The sequence below is a fragment of the Sphaerospermopsis torques-reginae ITEP-024 genome (assembly GCF_019598945.1).
In the GTDB taxonomy this organism is placed as follows: domain Bacteria; phylum Cyanobacteriota; class Cyanobacteriia; order Cyanobacteriales; family Nostocaceae; genus Sphaerospermopsis.
Window position 1 is genome coordinate 1,746,981 of the sequence record NZ_CP080598.1, and the last position, 14,236, is coordinate 1,761,216.

Annotated in this window: 15 protein-coding genes; 6 read left to right on the forward strand and 9 right to left on the reverse strand. The window is 37.7% G+C overall.

The genetic code is table 11. The features are described from left to right. Positions 1-409: 409 nt before the first annotated feature. From K2F26_RS08050 to K2F26_RS24670, 3 genes are all read right to left on the reverse strand, one after another. Positions 410-1,822 carry an S-layer homology domain-containing protein gene (locus tag K2F26_RS08050; RefSeq protein WP_220611041.1) on the reverse strand — a complete coding sequence of 471 codons (1,413 nt, stop codon included), beginning with the start codon at positions 1,820-1,822 and terminating at the stop codon, positions 410-412. Positions 1,823-1,953: 131 nt separating this feature from the next. Next, positions 1,954-2,097 carry a hypothetical protein gene (locus tag K2F26_RS24665; RefSeq protein ID WP_246605552.1) on the reverse strand — a complete coding sequence of 48 codons (144 nt, stop codon included), beginning with the start codon at positions 2,095-2,097 and terminating at the stop codon, positions 1,954-1,956. 192 nt (positions 2,098-2,289) lie between these two features. After that, positions 2,290-2,904: a hypothetical protein gene (locus K2F26_RS24670; RefSeq protein WP_246605553.1), complete on the reverse strand. Its 615-nt coding sequence runs from the start codon at positions 2,902-2,904 to the stop codon at positions 2,290-2,292. Positions 2,905-3,045: 141 nt separating this feature from the next. Here K2F26_RS24670 and K2F26_RS08060 point away from each other — a divergent pair, with 141 nt between their 5' ends. Both K2F26_RS08060 and K2F26_RS08065 read left to right on the forward strand, forming a co-directional pair. Then, the gene (locus K2F26_RS08060; protein ID WP_220611042.1) at positions 3,046-4,251 is read left to right on the forward strand and encodes a histidine kinase; all 1,206 of its coding nucleotides are present in this window, start codon (positions 3,046-3,048) and stop codon (positions 4,249-4,251) included. 193 nt (positions 4,252-4,444) lie between these two features. Continuing rightward, complete coding sequence (locus K2F26_RS08065; protein WP_220611043.1) at positions 4,445-4,705, forward strand: CRR7 family NDH-1 assembly protein; 261 nt, start codon at positions 4,445-4,447, stop codon at positions 4,703-4,705. Between the two features lie 103 nt (positions 4,706-4,808). Here K2F26_RS08065 and K2F26_RS08070 read toward each other — a convergent pair whose 3' ends face one another. After that, positions 4,809-5,357: a DUF2854 domain-containing protein gene (locus K2F26_RS08070; RefSeq protein ID WP_220611044.1), complete on the reverse strand. Its 549-nt coding sequence runs from the start codon at positions 5,355-5,357 to the stop codon at positions 4,809-4,811. A gap of 234 nt (positions 5,358-5,591) precedes the next feature. On the opposite strand from K2F26_RS08070, the gene K2F26_RS08075 reads away from it, so the two are divergent. Next, positions 5,592-5,774: a hypothetical protein gene (locus tag K2F26_RS08075; protein ID WP_194051448.1), complete on the forward strand. Its 183-nt coding sequence runs from the start codon at positions 5,592-5,594 to the stop codon at positions 5,772-5,774. 87 nt (positions 5,775-5,861) lie between these two features. Here the strand turns inward: K2F26_RS08075 and K2F26_RS08080 are convergent, their stop codons facing one another. Both K2F26_RS08080 and ppk1 read right to left on the reverse strand, forming a co-directional pair. After that, positions 5,862-6,278, reverse strand: a complete 417-nt coding sequence (locus tag K2F26_RS08080; RefSeq protein WP_220611045.1) for a response regulator — start codon at positions 6,276-6,278, stop codon at positions 5,862-5,864. Between the two features lie 296 nt (positions 6,279-6,574). Next, a complete protein-coding gene (gene ppk1 / locus K2F26_RS08085) occupies positions 6,575-8,740 on the reverse strand; it encodes a polyphosphate kinase 1 (RefSeq protein WP_220611046.1) in 2,166 nt (721 codons plus the stop codon). A 267-nt stretch (positions 8,741-9,007) separates the two neighbouring features. Between ppk1 and K2F26_RS08090 the strand changes: the two genes are divergently transcribed. Beyond that, entirely contained in the window at positions 9,008-10,372 is a 1,365-nt protein-coding gene (locus tag K2F26_RS08090) for a sensor histidine kinase (protein ID WP_220611047.1), read from the forward strand. A gap of 358 nt (positions 10,373-10,730) precedes the next feature. Here the strand turns inward: K2F26_RS08090 and K2F26_RS08095 are convergent, their stop codons facing one another. Next, positions 10,731-11,354: a sigma-70 family RNA polymerase sigma factor gene (locus K2F26_RS08095; protein WP_220611048.1), complete on the reverse strand. Its 624-nt coding sequence runs from the start codon at positions 11,352-11,354 to the stop codon at positions 10,731-10,733. 212 nt (positions 11,355-11,566) lie between these two features. Here K2F26_RS08095 and K2F26_RS08100 point away from each other — a divergent pair, with 212 nt between their 5' ends. Beyond that, the gene (locus K2F26_RS08100) at positions 11,567-12,163 is read left to right on the forward strand and encodes a glyoxalase-like domain protein (protein ID WP_190346492.1); all 597 of its coding nucleotides are present in this window, start codon (positions 11,567-11,569) and stop codon (positions 12,161-12,163) included. A gap of 195 nt (positions 12,164-12,358) precedes the next feature. Here the strand turns inward: K2F26_RS08100 and K2F26_RS08105 are convergent, their stop codons facing one another. Further along, positions 12,359-12,796, reverse strand: a complete 438-nt coding sequence (locus K2F26_RS08105; RefSeq protein ID WP_220611049.1) for a hypothetical protein — start codon at positions 12,794-12,796, stop codon at positions 12,359-12,361. Next, positions 12,705-12,971 carry a helix-turn-helix domain-containing protein gene (locus tag K2F26_RS24675; protein WP_246605554.1) on the reverse strand — a complete coding sequence of 89 codons (267 nt, stop codon included), beginning with the start codon at positions 12,969-12,971 and terminating at the stop codon, positions 12,705-12,707. The genes K2F26_RS08105 and K2F26_RS24675 overlap by 92 nt, the downstream gene beginning before the upstream one ends. Positions 12,972-13,289: 318 nt before the next feature. On the opposite strand from K2F26_RS24675, the gene K2F26_RS08115 reads away from it, so the two are divergent. After that, positions 13,290-14,231: an AAA family ATPase gene (locus K2F26_RS08115; protein WP_220611050.1), complete on the forward strand. Its 942-nt coding sequence runs from the start codon at positions 13,290-13,292 to the stop codon at positions 14,229-14,231. The last annotated feature ends 5 nt before the right edge of the window (positions 14,232-14,236 follow it).

Consider the following 14,236-nt stretch of genomic DNA (forward strand, 5'->3'; position numbering starts at 1 on the left):
AGGATTTAAGGATTTTCAGGATGTTTTATTTTCTCTCTTTGATGATTTTTGGGGTTTAATTATTTATTTATTTGTCAGAATCAGGATATCCAGGATTTGAGGATTTTCAGGATGTTTGATTTTCTTTGATTGATGATGATTTTTGGAGTTCAATTATTTGTCTGAAAAAAAGAAACCTTTTTGAACAATAATTTGAACAATAATTTTATATTATGCTTATTCGACTGAAAATAAATAAAATACAATTGATTAAAAGATGATCTAATTAATATCATCTAGTCAAAAAATCATAGTATTCAAATAACATCCTGAAAATCCTTAAATCCTGGACATCCTGATTCTGACAAATAAAAATATTAATTTAATTAAACTACATCCTGAAAACCCTCAAAATCATCACTCTCACAACTTACTCCCCTTTCAACTTCAAGGCTTCAGTAGTTGACATCCCTTCACTTTGCAAACCAAAATAAGATATGGCCGCAGCAGCTTCTCCACGAGTTACAGCTTTTTTCGGTTGAAAAAGAGTAGTATATCCAAAAACTCTCCTAATATTTGATTGTTCTGCATTTTGAAAGTCAGCTAAAATTGCTCTTAATGCTTTAGGATCAATTTTTTCTGTATCTTGAAAACCCCAAGTTTGTTTAACAGCTTCCAAATTAGCATTCGGTAAAGCTTGACGAGTATCTAAAGGAACTTTCCACAATAATAAATTTTCCCTAGTTAAAGGTGCATCAGGAAGAAATAAAACTGCGGTTGCATCTCCTGATAAACTACTAGGTATTAATCCCGCTTCTGCTAATCCTTGAATAGCTGGAAAATCAGGATCTTTAGGTAAAACATCTCTAAAAGCTGGTTGTGTATTTGTGGATGCTAAACGAATTTTTTTGGCAGTATTATTAGCATAAATGACATTATTTGCAGTTACTAACCAGCGTGCAAATTCTCTGCGAGTGATGATTTTATCAGGTTCAAATTGTTGATTATTTGTAGTGTTTAAATTGCTATTACTTGGATTTGCAGCAATTGACAAAACACCCAATTTACCTAAATCTTCAATTTGTTTTCTCCATTCAGGTGGTACTTTATTTAAATCAGTAAATTCTTGAGGTTGTGAATTTTCAACTTCTGTATTTTCTGTATTTGTTGGTTGTTTAGTAGCATCAACCCCTGGTGAAACTGGTCCAATAAATTGTGAATCTCCTGGTTGAGAATTGGTCCCAGAATTTGCAGCTAAACTATTACTCTTATTAGATGTATATTCAATTGTTAATTCTGTAGCTGTTTGTGCTTGATTTGGTGCTGGATTTGTGACACTTTTGGGTTTAATTGCTACTTTCAATAATAAATCATTACGCTTAACTTCAAAAGTTCCTTCTGTATCATCTTGTGGTTGTTGTAAAATTTGCCAATTCTGATTTTTAAACTCACTGCTGTAAAAGCTGGCAATCATATTACTAGGATCTGCACTTTGCCAACGAGTGACAATTGTATTTTCAGGTTTATTTCCAGGTTGATTTTCTAAAGTTTTTGAATTATCTGAATTATCTGAATTATTATTTGCAGGTTGAATTTCTGCTAATTTAGCATTGGGATAAATAGGAATTTCTTGAGGAAAATCAGCAGGTAATTCAATTTTAGGCGCTGTTGATATTTCTGGATTCTTGTTTTCACCAAAAACCGCAGTATTTGTTTGCAGTCTGGGATCTGCTGCTAGAGACTGTTCTAAATTTTTAGCACTAGGACCGTTAGCACAGGCTGTTAAGGTAGAAAGTAAAACAGCCATACTGAAAAAGATAGCAGGACGTTTAAAAAGCACCACAGGAAATCACAAATATATATTTATTATCAGTTTCTACACTAACATTTTAGGGAACAGGGAACAGGGAACAGGGAACAGGGAACAGGGAAGAATGGAGATTAAGAACCCAATCACCATTCACCAGTCATCAGTCACCGATCGCCAATCACATATTTCTCTAAATCATCTATTTTTGGTGCGGGTAACTGGTTGAGAACTCGCCAAAGAATACTATAGCTGCCATCAGGACGGCGACGCACGGCACGAAAGGCTATGATAGTATCACTACTAGGCACTTCTGTTAATTGTTGCCTGATACGGCTATTTTCGCGGCGTACGGGTTGACGTTCTGAGATGATTTCTGGGAGTTGAAATTGCAGCGATCGCACTAAATAAGTTTTATTTACTTCCGCTTTAGCACCACTCAAATAAATTTGCGACTGTTGCCAATTTTGATTTTTACCTGTAATAAACCGCCTTCTATCTACTTATAAGGCTTTTAACTCTCTCGGTGGTTGGTAGTTGAGAAAAAAGTCCCGCGTTGATGGATCAAGAGTTTGTAGTCTACCATCCAATTTTTCTAAAGGTACATCACCTATATTAACGATAAAACCATAATCTATGCCTTGAGGGAATAACTGGAAGTTATCGTCAATCATTTTCAATGCTACACTAGGGGTAAAATCTCCCTTACCCTCACCCACAGAGGGAAAAGGATAACGCTCAATAACACTTGGTTGTAATCTATTCTGGAGGGTATTCGGCCGACGACGATAGGCTGAATCAGGTAAAACTCGAAAAATACCCGTGTTAGGCAGTTGCAAAAACTGAGCGTAGATTTGTTTTTCTTGGGAATCAAGGGTATAAACAGTTAATTGCCCCCTCACGGATCTCATTCTGTTGGGGTCTGAACTGCTCAGTGCTTGCTCAAGTCGAGCAATTAAATAAATCTGCTGTTGTACTAGCTGCATAGCTTTGGTATAAAATATATTTTCTCCTTCTACTGAATCAACACTCTGACTCAGGTCTAACTGAGACTTATATTCCAGAGCTAAGGCAAAACTGGGAGTAAAACCCAGCGTCAAAGACAGTGAAAGTCCCACAAAGATTTTTCTCATGTCAAAAATGCCAATCTGATGGGTGTATGAAAAATCTAAAATAGATATTAAATTGGAAGAAAACAACGACCATCGACAACCGTCAGTTTATTTTACTTTCTGTAAAGCGTCGCCAGGTTGTTACCAGTGCTGAAACAAGATTACATGCAAGTTTCCCAGGATCAGCCTATCTATTCTGAGGCTCCACTCCAACTGTTGCTTTTTGTCGATGGACGGCCACAGTCCCGACAACAGGTACAGCGAATACGCTCTTATTTAAGAGAATTAGAAACCGAGTATAGTTTTGAACTACAAATTATTGATGTCGGGCAACAACCGTATCTAGCGGAACATTTTAAATTAGTAGCAACGCCGGCGTTAATCAAAATCCATCCAGAACCTCAACAGACTCTGGCGGGAAGTAATATTATAGCCCAATTAAAAAACTGGTGGCCTCGCTGGCAAGTTGCTGTAGACGCTTTCTTAAAGTTACAGGAAGACTTACAAGAACTCAAAGATGAGAATGTGCGGGCAACATTACCCACATCTACCATACATTCTGTTGCTGTTTCTGCGGAGTTGATCAAGCTTTCAGATGAAATTTTTAACTTGAAGCAGGAAAAAGAGAAACTGCAAGAACAGTTACAATTTAAAGACCGGGTAATGGCAATGTTAGCCCATGACCTCCGTAATCCTTTAACTGCTGCTGCTATAGCTATAGAAACGCTGCAAAATAACTACAATCCTGAAAATGGAGCGTTTCACCGTTTAAAACCAGCAATGGCGGAAAATTTATTAAAACAAGCCCGTAATCAAACAAGAATCATTGATCGGATGATTGCTGATTTGTTACAAGTCGGGCGTGGAAATGATAGGGAGTTTCCGATTATACCACAAAAGCTGGAATTAGGAAAAATAAGTTATGAAATATTGGCAGAATTACGCGATCGCTATATTAGCAAATCTCAAAAAATAGAAACAGATATCCCCAAAGATTTACCTTATGTATACGCAGATCCAGAGCGCATCCGTCAAGTTTTAGTAAATTTATTGGATAATGCTATTAAATATACACCCGAAGGAGGCATGATTAGTTTAGCAGGACTCCACCGCACAACCCAAAAAGTACAGTTTAGTATTGGTGATACAGGTCCTGGTATTCCCCCAGAAAACCGCGATCGCATCTTTGAAAATCATTTCCGTCTCCAACGAGATGAAGGAACTGATGGTTATGGAATTGGTTTGGCTTTATGTCAACGTATTATTAGAGCGCACTATGGTCAAATTTGGGTAGATGCAAATCCTCATGGTGGTGCATGGTTTCATTTTACTTTACCAGTTTATCCATCTTAATTTAGTCAGGAGTCAGGAGTCAGGAGTCAGGAGTCAGGATTTCTAGAAGTTAGAATTTTTATTTCCCAATTACCAATTACCAATTACCAATTACCAATCACCAATCACCAATCACCAATTACCAATCACCAATTACCAATCACCAATTACCAATTACCAATTACCAATTACCCATTACCCATTACCCAAAAAAATGCCACATCCATTAATGTATGAAGAGGACAATTTTGTTGTTCTCGAAACTAACCAAGAAGAACAATTTTTGACGAAATCAGAATTATTAGAAAAGCTGGAAAATACTTTAAAAGAACTGGCTTTTGATGACTTAACTCCTGATGTCCAGAAATTTCAGTCTGTCACAGAACAAGCACAATATTTAATTGATACCAGTTGTGAATTAGATGTCGGACTAGGAAAATATTTACAGTGGTATGCTGTGAGATTAGAAAAGTGATTGGTGATTGGTGACTGGTGACTGGTGACTGGTGACTGGGTAATCATTTTATTTTTCCCAATTACCAATTACCAATTACCAATTACCAATTACCAATTACCCATTAATTTTGAGTAGTAATTAACTCTAGTTCAATTCTATCTTCATCAGGTTGTGTAATTTTTACATCAACATTAGGCGCAAAATATTTGGTCATTTTCTCATGTTTTTGTAGCCAAATATCAAGAGGAATAAAAGGCGAATCAAATTCTAAAATCAAGGAATAAGCACCGTTAACTTCTATTTCTCTTAAACCAGTCACTACTGGACGTTCTTCATCGTTAGGACTCAAACCTAAGTATGTCAACGCCCGATCTAAATGAGCTTCTTGTCCGTAGCAAAATCTAGTGATGTCAGTGCGGATTTTATTTTGAGTTACAGTAGCTTGTTGTTTTCTGAGTGCTAATACTGATTCTGTGGTAGGTTGGCTAAAGGGTATGGGCTTGAGTTCATTAGCTTTGAGTGCTAAACCTCCCAGCAATAGAGGAAAACCATAAAAAAAGCCCACCAAGTTGAGAGTCGCGTTATCAGCAGCATAAGCTACAAAACCGACAATGGTTAATATGCTACCCAAGGTTAAACCGAGTGTTCCCAAAGAAATTTTGCCCAGCATGATTTGAAATGTTGGAAATGTTTATTATTTCTTAACATCTTACAGCAGTAGTCGGGAGTCAGTAGTCGTAGGGGCGAAGCATTCGGGCAACAAATATCAATTTTATGAACAGGCTATTTTCCGAATGCTTCGCCCGTACAGGAGTCAGCGAATTTTCCTACTGAAAGTTCATGATTAGCTTGAGCCGATTTTGCGTTAAGTTTAATGAAGAATAGGTAAAATAGGAATAAAACAATGGATCTACAAACACTTAAAGAACGAATTGCCAAAGTTCAAAGTAAACGTGAATACCTGCTGAGTCTTCTGGAACAACCAAATTTAGGTACTTTAAGAGTTGATGTAAATCAAGCTTTAGAAGAATTAGATGATTTAATTGATGAATTTAGACGCAATATTCCCGAATCAGAAACTAATTAATCTAAAATAAGCAAAATCAAAATATACGTCGGCAACCGTAATTTTCCGGTACAGCCGACGATCTTGATTTTCCTAAAAAAATCTTTCCTAACCCATCACTGAATTGTTGATAGCACGTTGGCCTAGTTGTCTAACCAAAGCGATGAGTTCTGTTGTGGGTACATCTTTTTTGCAAACCTCATCAAAACTGGGCATTGCCTTTGTTTGTTGCAAGTGTGCATCATCTATTGATGAATAAGCCAGGATTTGAGTATTTGGAGATATAGATTTAATATAACCGGAAGCACGCCAACCATCCATAACTGGCGTATGTAAATCTAGCACAATTACGTCAGGCTGGAAACTTTTGACCATTTCTATAGCTTCTTGACCATTACTAGCTAAACCTACAACTTGCATATTCTCTTGAGCAGAAAAAGCGAACTGTAAGGTTAAACGAGTTAGTTCGTGATCATCAACCAATAGAACGCGCAAGGAAGAAGACTCACAGGACAACATTACCATTCCCGGAAACTGAAAATTATATACAAGAGTTTCTTTAGTTTATGGGAGTAAGTGCCTGTCTTGACTCTATCCTACGGATGAATAACGGGTGTTTGTGTATAAAGAAATGATGAAGTTTTGAGGCAGGAGGCAGGAGGCAGGAGGCAGGAGGCAGGAGTTTTTTTATTTTGGATTTTGGATTTTGGATTTTGGATTTTGGATTTTGGATTGTTTTTGTCAACTCCAAGCTAAAGTCTAAAATCTAAAATCTAAAATTTTTCTTCCCTGTTCCCTGTTCCCTGTTCCCTGTTCCCTGTTTATGTGGTGTGTGTAGAACGCAAAGCCATAGACATGAGAATTTTTTGAGAATTAGCTTCAGGACAATCTTCACAGGGTCGCCTTTGGATATAAGTACCATCAGCTTGTAAATCCCAAGCTTGACGATTATCTGCTAACATAATTCCCAGAATTTCTTGCAAGTCTTTAGCAATTTCTGGATCTCTAATAGGTGTGATCACTTCGACTCGACGATCTAAATTACGACGCATCCAATCAGCACTGCCTATATATATTTCTTCTTGATTATTGTTGTAGAAGTAAAAAATGCGGGAGTGTTCTAAGAAGCGGCCAATAATGCTGATAATGCGAATATTTTCACTGATGTCTTTGAGTCCAGGACGCAAACAGCATATACCCCGGACTATCAGATCAATTTTTACGCCAGCACGGGAAGCATTGTATAGGGCAGTAATAATTTCCGGATCGACGAGGGAATTCATTTTAGCAACAATGCGCCCGGAAAATCCATTTTGGACATTTTCCATTTCTCGGTTAATTAGTTCGAGAAAGCGATCGCGCATATTTACAGGTGCAACTAATATTTCTCGATAGGTTTTTTGGCGAGAATATCCTGTTAAAAAGTTAAACACATCTGTTAAATCAGCACCCAATTCTTCTCGGCAACTTAATAACCCCAAATCTGTATATAGTCGTGCTGTTTTTGGGTTATAGTTTCCCGTGCCAATATGTACATAACGACGCATCCGGTCTTTTTCTCGCCGCACTACCATAACAATTTTGCTATGGGTTTTCAGACCGACTAAACCATAAACAACATGAACACCAACTCTTTCTAAACGTCTAGCCCAGTAAATATTATTTTCCTCATCAAACCGGGCTTTTAATTCTACTAATACAGAAACTTGTTTACCATTTTCTGCGGCGGCAATTAAAGCATTAACTATGGGTGAATCTCCGGAAGTCCGGTAAAGAGTCATTTTGATAGCTAATACTTGAGGGTCCCAGGCAGCATGGGTAATAAAACGCTCCACTGTGCCGGAAAATGATTGATAGGGATGATGTACCAGTAAGTCTTTTTCCCGAATTACAGCAAAAAAATCTTTTCCTTCTTCTACGTCTAATACATCTGGGTCTATACTGGGTTCTCTGAGGCGTTGTAAGCGGGAAGGGACTACTGACTGTCGTGGTGGTTCTTTGAGTTCTGGCAATGGTAAAGCCATAAAATACATCAAATCTCGCAGTCCCAATAAACCATCTACTTCATAAACATCGTTTTCGCTTAATTCCAAATCTTGCAACAGGCGAGAACGCAAAATTTCTGGTGTTTGGGATTGAATTTCTAGGCGAACTGGAGTTCCACCCATGCGACGTTTACGCAGTTCTTGTTCAATAGCTAATAATAAATCATCGGCTTCGTCTTCTTCGAGTTCTAGATCAGCATCGCGTGTAATGCGGAAGGGGTGATATTCCTGAATATTCATCCCTGGAAATAGGTATTCTAGATTGTGGGCGATCGCCTGTTCCAAAGGTACACCGATCCAATGAACCTGTTTTCCGTTGTTTTCAATTCCTAATTCTGATGGTAAAGGTATAAATCTCGGTAAAACATTAGGAACTTTAACTCTGGCAAAAAATTCTTCTTCTGTTTCTGGGTTTTTCACCACCACAGCTAAATTTAAGCTGAGATTAGAAATGTAGGGAAAAGGATGACTAGGATCAACTGCTAAAGGAGTCAGTACGGGAAAGATTTGTTCTTTAAAGTAATTATCTAAATAAGTCCGCTGTGTGTCATTCATTTCTATATATTTCAAAATATGAATACCATGATTTGCCAACAGCGGTTGTAAAACTTGCTCAAATTGTTCGTTTTGTTTTTTTACCAACGGATTCAGGTGCAATCTAATTTCATCTAGTTGTTGTTGGGGTGTGCGTCCATCAGGAGTTAAGGAGTTTACTTTAGCGTCTACCTGTTGCTTTAAAGCTGCAACTCGCACCATAAAAAATTCATCTAAGTTAGAACTAAAAATAGCCAAAAATTTCAACCGTTCCAGTAGTGGAGTACGATCATCACAAGCTTCATGTAATACTCTACTATTAAATTGTAACCAGCTTAACTCGCGGTTAATATAGTATTTTGGATCATTCAGATTAATGCTAGGGGCAGTCTTTTTAGATTTTGGCATAATTAATTATGGGCTGGTGGATGTCACGCAGGAGGCAGGAGGTAAGAGGCAAGAGGTAAGAAGCAGCTATGCAGGCGGCAGGAGGCAGGAGGCAAGAGGTAATAGTTAATAGTTAATAGTTGGTAGTTAATTAATCTAATTAATATATTAATTTTTGGTTAAGAGATATTTAAAAATGAGGAAAGATAAAAGTTGTAAGTTGGATGAAAAAACTTTTAACTTTTATTTTCCCTATTCCCTATTTCCTATTCCCCTTTCCCTAGTGTAATGTTTCAAGCCACTCGTCGCCGTCTTGCTCTTTGGTACACTGCTGTTACTGCTATCTTACTACTCTTGTTTGCCACTGGGGTGTATTTATATGTCCGCAGCACTCTAATTGAAAGAATTGATGATACCCTAAATCATGTGGTGGAAGTGGTAGAGCGTTCTTTAGTCATTGAACCTGTTAACTTCCCACTTGATAAACTCCGCGTCAATGTAGAAGCGAGTTTTCGTAATAATGCTGATACAGCGGAAGATGATCATATTGACCTAGAATGGTTTAGTCCCACTGGTGAATTACGGTGGTCAACTTTTTCCGAACCTTTAAATATTCCTATTCATAGCAATACCGGTGAAACTGTGCGAGTGGTGGGGATGGGGGGATGGGGAGACTCAGAACTGTTATTGAGACAAGTTACCCATCGGGTAGAGGTGGGAAGACAGGTTTTAGGTTATCTGCGTGTGAGTCATCCTTGGTTTGAAGTGACTAAACCCAGTCGTCAGTTAATTTTTGATTTGGGTTTGGGTACTGGGTTGATGGTGCTTTCGGTAGCTGCTAGTGGTTGGTTTTTATCTGGTAAAGCGATGGAACCAGTGGGGGAGTCTTACCAACGTCTCAAGCAGTTTACCGCTGATGCTTCCCATGAACTCAGAAGTCCGATCGCTTTAATTCAAACTAATGTACAAGTGGCGTTGGCTGATTTAGACTTAGAATCTAGTAGTATTTCTCATTATCGCCAACAATTAAAATTAGTAGAAAGATTAACCCAGCGTTTGGGTAGGTTGGTGAATGATTTATTGTTTCTTGCACGACAGGATAGTGGTATTAGTGCGGTTGTATTTTCACCTTGTCCTGTGGATGCTTTGTTGATGGAAGTGGTGGAAGAACAACAACTTTTAGCTACAGAAAAGGAAATTTCTCTAACTTTAAATTTAGTTGATCCGCCAGGGGAAATTGATCCAGAATTACAGGAAAATTGGTTTACTGTGATGGGTAACTGGGATGAACTGGTCAGGTTATTTACCAATTTAATCGGTAATGCTTTGCAATATACCCCAACTCCAGGAAAGGTACAGGTGGAGTTAGGAAGAGTTGCGGGAATGCGTTATGGTTTTACTGGTTTACAAATTAAAATCTGTGATACGGGAATTGGTATTCCTAGTGAGTCTTTACCAAGATTATTTGATAGATTTTATCGTGTAGATCCAGCGCGTTCTCATCAAAGTCGGGAAAGTACGACGGGTTCAGGTTTGGGTTTAGCGATCGCTCAAGCTATTGTGGAACATCATCAAGGACAAATTCAAGTTGAAAGTGTTGTTGGTAAAGGTACTACTTTTATTGTCACTTTACCAATCTCTCTGGAGTATTAAATTTAAGAATTTAGGAGTCAGGAGTCGTAGGGGCGAAGCATTCGTGCGACAAATTATCAATTTTATGAAAAGGCTATTGTCCGAATGCTTCGCCCGTACAGGAGTCAGGAGTTAGATGCAATATTGATGTCTAGTTTATCCAATAGACATCTGGTGGTAATGGATGTAGAGACGTTGCATGCAAAGTCTCTACAAGGGTTTCAAACACGCATATTTAATTACCGGAGATATCCAATAAGTAGGTCAACATAATTAAACGTAAAATAGGAGGTGGATAGATCCCCGACTTCTTGAAGAAGTCGGGGATCTGGGTATTAGAGGTTGTTTGAAAAGTCTAAATTCATATATCCCTTGGCGATTATAATAAAACATCCTCTAAGTAAATAGTGCGAATATCAGCTGGTAATTTGTCTTCTAGCATACGATAACCTTCTTGAAGCAAATTGGCTACTTGTTGAGGAGAAATTTTTTCACCTTCAGCTTGTAAGTAAGCAGAAATGCGAGTTTCACTCCAATGGAAAGTTTGCGCCATTAAGACAATCAAGCGCAATAATGGCGGTACTTGATCTAATGCCTGTTCTATATAACACCATAAAGGTGGCGAAGTGTCTTTAAGTGAATAATGAATAGCCTCTGTTGGCGGTAGTTTCATTTCATTAATGCAAAAAGCTGTCATATTGATTAACCAGTTTTGCAAAGTTAATACTTCTTCCCCTGTTTCTGGGTTAGTTAAATATAGTCCACCGAGTTCATAATATATATGTCGCCAAGTGAGCGCAAATAGATAATCTGCCTGAACAGGCGATCGCGCCGAATGTTGAATCAAAGTATAGACTATAGGGCTATAACGGCAAAAAATAGCAGTAAAGTATTTGCCATGATCAGGATAGCGCCTCAACAAAGTCAGTAGTTCTTGATCACTGTGATCAAACAGCGACTTCACCAGCGGATGGTTAGCTTCAGGAAAGGATGGTATTTGCACAAGCGTTTTAGTAAATGGTTGTTAAAAGATACATAGTAAAGTTTAGTAAACAGTAATTGGTAATGGGTAATTGGTAATTGGTAAGAACTCTTAACTGTCACCTGTTCCCTGTTCCCTGTTCCCTGTTCCTGAGATAAACTAAAAAAATGGCTATATGCTAGTCTTTATTGACGATACTAAAAGCCGCTCCTTTATACAATCTTCATTTATTCATGGTTATAGCAGCTAATTTGATACCTATCTTGCATAGTTCCTTGACTTTAGCTTCTTTCTTACCTTCCCTGCCTTTGGATAGCCTTTTCTCTACCCAAGGCATTATGATTATGCTGTTGGCGGCCTATGCTGGTGCAATGTGGATGTTTCTTACCAGCGCCCCAAAAGTTTATACTGTGATGGTGTCAGATTTGGAAATTGCCCGACAACTGTATGAAGGTTTGCTAGATTTGCCCGCAGCAGAAGTACCTTTGCACTATTACTACAACTACGAACAAACTATTGGTGCAACGGGGATTGATCCGCTTTATATGTCTTCTAGTCCCAGTTGGTCTAATAAAACCATGACTAATGGCAGTGATGGACTATGGTATCAATTAAAGAAAAATACTCAACTGCACATTATTACTGGTGCGAGTTTAGGAACTAAAAATCAACAGCGTCATGTTTGTTTTGACCGTGATTGTTTGGAGTTGATTTTAATGCGGGTGGAAGTGCGGGGTTTGAAGTTTAAAATTCGCAATCAAAAACCTTTGAATTTTTTGGTGAAGGACTATGAAGGCCGTGTGATTGAAATGGCTGAAGTTACTGGTTAGTTAGGGTTTGCTGATTCAATAAATATAGGACTTACGCAAGATTGGACTAAAAACCTGATTTTTGCGGTAATTCATGAATTACCCCTACTTTCGTTATTTTTTGCGTAAGTCCTGAAATAAAAGAAGTCGGGGAACTGCTGAATAAGGGGTATCTAAATATTTTACTTTACTAAATTCCAAGGAATTGCTATAACCTTATTGACGACGATCAAGTAAAGCATGACGGGAAAAAATTCCCTGCAATTTCAAATTAGTAAAATCTATAATTGCATTAATTAAATCCCTTTGCTCTGAGCTTAAATTAACCGCTTCTATTGCTTCGTTAAGGTTACTACCATGATGTAAATGATAGGCAAGTTTTTTCTGTTGTTCAACATCTAAAACTACCAGAATTTCCTTGTTGCGACGTTGACGGACAGCTTGCATTTTTTGCCGTTCCTGGGGAGTTAAATCATTTTCGGAAATATTAATAGTATGTTGAGTATTTTCGCTAAATGCAGTGAAAATGACTTGAGATGAACTAGATGAACTAGATGAACTATCAGCGGAAGCTATGGTAATTTCTGGTAATAACAAAGCTAAAAAAACAACAAGCACTAACGCTAATAACCGTTTTGTCAATTGAATATTCATGTTGAGACGTGGGAAATTTAATTTTGTCTTCAGGATTAAGTTTGTTATGTATGAGAACCTGTTGACATAATGCTAAACCTTGATTCCAAGCGTGTCTAGCTACTCCTGCGTGTTGTGCCAGTAGTAGTCTTTGTTGCTTGCTTACCTTCAATTCTGTCTTGAATCCTAGTAGCATAATTGTATTTTACAGCCAAATCCGCACACATAACAAGAGCCGATGACTTTAACTCGGAGCATAAGTAAGCAATTGTTAGTAATTGTTAGCTTTTGGCTTAATGTTAATTAACCCTCACAATTTTCCTACGTTTAGGGACAGAGATTGAAAACCCGGTGAAATTTTACCAATTACCTATATTTTTTCTCTATGACTAAATTCAGAAATTGATAATAAAGAAATATATATAAGAGGTATTAGAATTACATTATTTTATATTTTCCAACTTGACGCTATCATCAAAGTCATTATCAAAAGTCATGATCAGAGGTGATAGTCATGAGTGAACAGGTATTAGAAAAAACCGCAATCAACAATAACCTTACTGAAGAAAGAGAAATTGATTTAGAGACTGCTTTCCGAGATTCTCATGTACAAGACATTCTTGATAAATTAGATCAGGAATTAGTCGGGTTGAAATCCGTCAAAAACAAAATTAAAGAAATGGCGGCTTTGTTGTTGGTTGACCGTATTCGTAAAAGTCTGGGTTTAGATGCAGGTGCGCCTAGTTTACACATGACATTTTTAGGCAATCCAGGCATGGGTAAAACTACTGTAGCTATGCGGATGGCGGAAATTCTCTATCGTTTAGAATACATCCGCAAAGAAAGCGTAATTTTAGTCACGAGAGATGATTTAGTTGGCCAAGGTATTGGACAAACTGGACCGAAAACCAGGGAAGTTTTAAATAATGCAATGGGTGGTGTGTTACTCATTGATGAAGCTTATACTTTATATCGTCCAGATCATCCTGGTGATTTTGGTTTAGAAGCAATTGAAATTTTGATGCAGGTAATGGAAAATCAGCGAGATGATTTAGTTGTCATTCTTGCTGGTTATAAAACTCAAATGGAGCATTTTTTCCATAGTAATCCAGGAATGAATTCTCGGATTGGGTTACACATTGAGTTTAATGATTACAGTGTTGATAGTTTGATGATTATCGCTCAATCTATAGTCAAAAATCAGAACTATTGTTTTAGTGAAGATGCAGAAACAGCGTTCCGTGAATATTTAATTAGACGGAAGAATATGCCCCATTTTGCTAATGCTCGTAGTGTGAGAAATGCTATAGATAGGGCGCGTTTGCGTCAAGCTAATCGTTTATTAAGTAGTGGCAAAAAATTAAATAAACAAGATTTAATTACTATTGAAGCGGCTGATATTCTCGCTAGTCGGGTATTTAGAGAAGGTGTTCCCGACTGTGAAACGGAAAGTTAGTGATT